The sequence below is a fragment of the Cupriavidus numazuensis genome (assembly GCF_905397435.1).
GTDB lineage: Bacteria > Pseudomonadota > Gammaproteobacteria > Burkholderiales > Burkholderiaceae > Cupriavidus > Cupriavidus numazuensis.
On record NZ_CAJPVI010000125.1, the window covers coordinates 1 to 5,011 of the forward strand.

Here is a 5,011-nt window from a genome sequence, read left to right on the forward strand (position 1 = left end):
ATGTAGCGATCGAACTTTGCCAGATTTTCCATTGCGGTCCGCTCATCAGTATGGATTCCATATTATCTCTGACATGCATATAAACATCGTTGTTTTTATGACACAGTAAGAGTAGTAGGCGCCGATGCTCATATCCGGCGCGATCGTGAAGCTGCCTGACACCTGCGGCACCGGCAGCGCGATCTCCTTGAACTGCGCGTTCGGCAACGACAGCGCCTTCACCGCGTCGACCGGTCCTTGCGCGGCGGCAATGCCGTTCATGCCGAGGAACAGCGTTTCGCCGTAGAGCAAGGTGTGCTGGCCCGCACGCAGCGTCACGCTGTGCTCGCCGATGTCGAACTGGCCGAACGCGAACGCGTCCATCCACTCGGCACGCTCGCCCATGGTCTGGCGTGTGCCATGCGGGATCGCGTTGTTCGGGCCGCCGAGCGCCGCCGCCTGCGTGTTCGGCACCGGGGTGTCGAAGTCGTTGCGGCCGCGCGTATAGCGGCTGTCGTTCCAGTACGCACCCGAGACGCGAAAGCCAACGTTCTGGTACCGCAGATCGAACTCGGACAGGATATCGAAGCGGCTGTTGATCAGCGTACCGCGATTGCCCAGGTCGCCAAAGTCGACGTTGGGCTGCGCCCCGCCCTGATTCGCAACGTTGGGGTCGGGATCTTTCAGGCGCGATGCGGCCGTGTACTTGACCGTGGTGTCCCAACGCGCCTTGACGTCGGACCATCCTTCCAGTTCGAACGCCTGTGCGCTGGTGCTGCCGAAGGCAGCGGCCAGGCAGGCCAGCAGTATGGGCTCGGCGGATTTCCGGCGCCTGGGCAGCACGGTGCCGCGGGTGGACCTCACCATGTTCTTTGTCTCCTCGTGTTGTTGTCGTCGGCCCGAGATCCCGGGCCTTGCCTCGATGTGGGCGGTTACGCTTATGCCGCTTGCGGCAGTTCAAACACGCCCGGCGGCAACGGTTCGCCAAGCAGGTAGGCGCCGAGGAACGCGGAGGTATCGTCCTCGTTCTGCGTGATGTGATTGGAGGCGGCCAGCAGTGAACGGAGCTGGCGCTGCATCGGAGTATTCAGGAAGATGCCGCGCGCACCGCTCTTCTTGAACAGCATGTGGCCCGCGGCGAAGCAATCCTTGCCCGTGGCCTGCACATCGAGAAACTGGTGCACGCGGACATCCATCGGCACCACCTCGCCACGGTTGGCATAGACGGATGCTTCCTGGATGCCCTGCAGGATGCGCGCGCGTGCCGAACGGATCAGCAGCACCGCATGCCCGAGCTTTTCCTGGATGAATGGGTTCTTGGCAGGCCCGGGTCCCATCGCAAACTGGTTCTGCTTGGGCTTCGTATGCTCGATGAAGAGGTCCACCACACCCTGCGCAAAGCCGACGATCGCCGAGGAGATCACGCCATAGAACACCTGGTTGAACGGCATCTGGTAGCTGGGCGCACTGCCGCCAATGCTGTACTCGACAATGCTGTGCGAGCGGTGGTCGGGAACGAAGGCCTCGGTCGTGATCTTCAGGCTCTTGCTTCCCGTGCCGCACAGGCCGACCACTTGCCAGTCGTCAATCAGCTCATAGTCCTCGCGCTTGACGAGGAACGCGCGCAGGTCACGGAAATTGCCGTGCTCGTCAAGCACGCGCGCACCAAGAAACGCGCCGCCGTGCGCATGATCGGAGCCGCTCGATGTCGGCCAACGGCCCGACAGCATCCAGCCGCCTTCGACCTTGCGCGCCTTGCCCACTGGCGCGTAGGACGAGCTGACGAGCACATCACGGTCCTCGCCCCAGATTTCATCGCCGACGCGCGGGTCCATCTTGCCGAATTCCCACTGGTGGATGCCGAGGATTGCCAGCGTCCAACCGCTCGACGGACAGCCGCGGCCGATCTCCATCACCACGCGGTAGAGCGCTTCGGGGTTCATCTCGTAGCCGCCCCATGCGGCGGGCTGCAGGATCTTGAAGAAGCCCGCCTGGCGGAATGCCTCCACCGTCGACGGCGGTACTGCGCGCTGCTCTTCCACGCCGTCCGCCTGCTCGCGCAGCCAGGGCACCATGTCCCTGGCGCGCTGCACCAGTTCGTCCATGCCCGGCACGACAAAGTTCTTGTCTGCGATGACTCCCATCTCGGTCTCCTTGTTCTTTCGATGTTTCGTGGCTTGCGACTCAGCAGTCGCCGGTAGTCAGGAACTTGCGCATGACGGCATTGAACTCGTCGGGCGCCTCGTATTGCGGCCAGTGGGCAGCGTCGGCGTGCATCACATACAACTTGCCCTTGGGCGTACGTTCGCAAGCTGCCGTTGCCGCCGCAACGTCATGAATGGGGTTGTCGCGCGTCCACAGGTAGAGCGTTTCGCACTGCAGGTCTTGCGGCTGGATCATGGCGCCGCTTTCGCCCAGTTCGTCATGGCGTTTGACGAGCGCGAACACCAACGGCGCGGTCCGCTGGAAATCCGGGCGCGTGTAAAGCGCCAGGCGGCTGCCGATCAGTTCATCGTCGAGCAGATGCCAGTTCGATTCGTGCATGAGCCATTGCATGCGCATGCGGATCGTCTCCACCGACGGCGGCTTGCCGAAGTTCTTCTTGTTCAGTTCGTCGAGGTTGCGCAGGTCCTGGCGTCCCTTCTCTGACACCACGGGAATGCCAGCGGCCGTGTTCAACACCAGGCGCTTGACGCGGTTCGGGTACAGCGCAGCGAACACGCCCGCCACCCAGCCACCCAGCGATTCGCCCGACAGATGCGCGGACTGGATATCCATCACGTCCATCAACTCGGCCAGCAGGCGTGCGTAGGTGATCGGGGTGTACTCGACGTCGTCGCGCTTCTCGGACAGGCCATGGCCGATGAAGTCCAGCGCGATCACATGGAACGTATCGGCAAGCGGTACCACGTTCTTCGCATACGCTTCGATATGCCCGCCGATGCCGTGCATCAGGAACAGCGCCTCGGCGTTGCCCTTGCCGGCTTCGGCAATGCGGATCGAACCGAAGCTGGTCTTGACATAGCGGATCTCCGCACCGAGAAAATCGAGCCACAAGCTCATGGAAGTCTCCTTTTGATTCGGATTTGATTGGGTTGAACAGGTATTGGCGAGAGCGTGCCGTCAGGCCGCAGCCGGCGGCGGCTGCATGCGGTGGCCCCAGTCGCTGAGCTGGGTGTAGTTGCGGATAGTCCATTCGGCGTCGTCGATGACGACGCCGCCCCATCCGTATTCGAGGGCAAAGCCGGATGGCGTGATGCAATAGAACGACACCATGCCGTCGTTCGGGTGATGGCCGATTTCCATGAGCACAGGCACGCCGGCCTTGCGTACGCGGTCATAAGCAAGGCCAACGTCGTCGAGCGATTGCACCTGCAGCAGCAGGTGGTGCATCTTCTTCGGGAAGGGCATGCTGGCCGTGGCGAACGAGTGATGGCGGCCGGTCGCAACGTGGAAGAACGTCGAATCCACGGTCACGCCGGGAATGGACTCCGAGTCACGGATGTAGTCCGAGATCCGCATGCCCAGCACTTCCGTGCAGAACTTCACCGCGCCGGGATAGTCGCGCGAGATGCCGAAGATATGGCCGACACCCAGGCGGCCCGTTTCGAATCCTGCTCCCGCCAGGACTGCCGAGCGGAATGGTTTGGACATCGGCGCGTACGTCGGTCCGCAGAAGAACTCGTGGCGAAAGCCTTCCGGGTCCATGCAATAGAAGACGGCTTCGACCTGGCGGGACTGCGCGAGCAGGCGATCGCACTCGACCACGTCGACGTCCCGTTCGCGCAGGCGCTGTACGTAGGCATTCAGCGCTTCGCTGTTGTCGAACTGCCAGCCAAGCGCCACAAGGTCATCATCCGTGCCGCGTTCAAGCAGGATGCGCTGCGCCCATTCGTCCATGCGAAGGCCCAGCACGTCGCGCGTTTTCCGCGCGACCTGAAGGCCGAGGATGCTGGTGGCAAAGGATTCCCATTGGTCGAGGTCGCTCACGTTGAAGACGACGTAACCCAACGCGGAAATGTCCGACATGCTGTCTCCTTGAGCGCCGCGCCGGTTTGATAGCCGGGCGGCGCGATCTTCTGATTGACGAAAACCGCCGATTTGTCTGCGGCGGCACTACCTATTCGCAAGCGGTGTGCCAATGCAGGGCAGGTATGTCGATGGAAGTGGGGAGAGAGCGGTGAAGTGCCTGATTTTTTGGCATTTTTTTTGCTGAGTGAAGGCACTGTTGCGGTCACCCGATTCAGCCCCGGGGGCGTCATGCTTGATGAATCTATGAGCGCGCGGCGATTCGCGGCTGACAGTGCTTGCGAAATTTTGAGAGCGGATTTGGTAGGGGGTGTTTGTCGCGCTTGGCATGCGCCGCTGGTTCGCCGGCGTAGCCGGCGGGGCTTCTCGTTGGGGGTGGGTTATCGCTCTTCGCTGGCGCGGCTGTTTCGCCGGCGTAGCCGGCGACCTACTTTTACCCGAGCGGTAAAAGTAGGCAAAAGCGCGTTTACGTGGTCAACCAAAAGCTCAATGCCGTTGAGGCATCAGAGGACCGCTGGACTGCCTGCCGCGTAGATGATTAGGATGGGACAGCGCGTACGAGCGAACCCGGATTACGGAGTGGTCCCTTCTAATGAGGCCCTCGCGGGGACGCCTACGGCTGCGCTACGCGCGGCTTAGAGTAAGACCGCGAAGGTCTGACCCGAACCTCGCCTCGGTGACGATGCCTTGGGCGCATTGCATGCGCGTAGAGACAGGAAATCAGGAACTGGAACTGGAACGGGGACTCGGGCGCCAGCCACGTTGATGAGCTTGCGTCCAGACGACGACGTGCGCGCAGCGCAGCCGAAGGCGTCCCACCACTGACCTCATTGAAACGCTGTACCCGAGTCCGTCTTGGGGATCGTCCAAAAGCCGTGCCGCGCAAGGCACGGGTTCTGACTCACATGGCGTAGCAGGGTCGAACGGCTGACCACCATCGCAGGCGTCCAAAGCCGTTTGAACCACTGCCGCCGTGGAATTGATGGCCAGCGGCAACGACGCG

4 protein-coding genes are annotated in these 5,011 nt (G+C 62.2%); all 4 read right to left on the minus strand.

Translation table 11 applies throughout. The annotated features are described in order from the left end of the window. Window positions 1–45 precede the first annotated feature (45 nt). The 4 genes from KHO41_RS40575 to KHO41_RS40590 all read right to left on the minus strand — a co-directional run bounded on the left by KHO41_RS40575 (window position 46) and on the right by KHO41_RS40590 (window position 4,008). Window positions 46–846, minus strand: a complete 801-nt coding sequence (locus tag KHO41_RS40575) for a DUF1302 domain-containing protein (protein ID WP_211958825.1) — start codon at window positions 844–846, stop codon at window positions 46–48. A gap of 71 nt (window positions 847–917) precedes the next feature. Continuing rightward, entirely contained in the window at window positions 918–2,123 is a 1,206-nt protein-coding gene (locus KHO41_RS40580; protein WP_211958826.1) for an acyl-CoA dehydrogenase family protein, read from the minus strand. A 40-nt stretch (window positions 2,124–2,163) separates the two neighbouring features. After that, window positions 2,164–3,042, minus strand: coding sequence for an alpha/beta fold hydrolase (locus KHO41_RS40585; protein ID WP_211958827.1), 879 nt, complete (start codon window positions 3,040–3,042; stop codon window positions 2,164–2,166). A 60-nt stretch (window positions 3,043–3,102) separates the two neighbouring features. Continuing rightward, a complete protein-coding gene (locus tag KHO41_RS40590; protein WP_211958828.1) occupies window positions 3,103–4,008 on the minus strand; it encodes a VOC family protein in 906 nt (301 codons plus the stop codon). Window positions 4,009–5,011 lie beyond the last annotated feature (1,003 nt).

Coding starts and splice junctions, on each gene's coding strand:
- KHO41_RS40585 (WP_211958827.1), bottom strand. CDS start 3,042: ATGAGCTTGTGGCTCGATTTTCTCGGTGCGGAGATCCGCTATGTCAAG.
- KHO41_RS40575 (WP_211958825.1), bottom strand. CDS start 846: ATGGTGAGGTCCACCCGCGGCACCGTGCTGCCCAGGCGCCGGAAATCC.
- KHO41_RS40590 (WP_211958828.1), bottom strand. CDS start 4,008: ATGTCGGACATTTCCGCGTTGGGTTACGTCGTCTTCAACGTGAGCGAC.
- KHO41_RS40580 (WP_211958826.1), bottom strand. CDS start 2,123: ATGGGAGTCATCGCAGACAAGAACTTTGTCGTGCCGGGCATGGACGAA.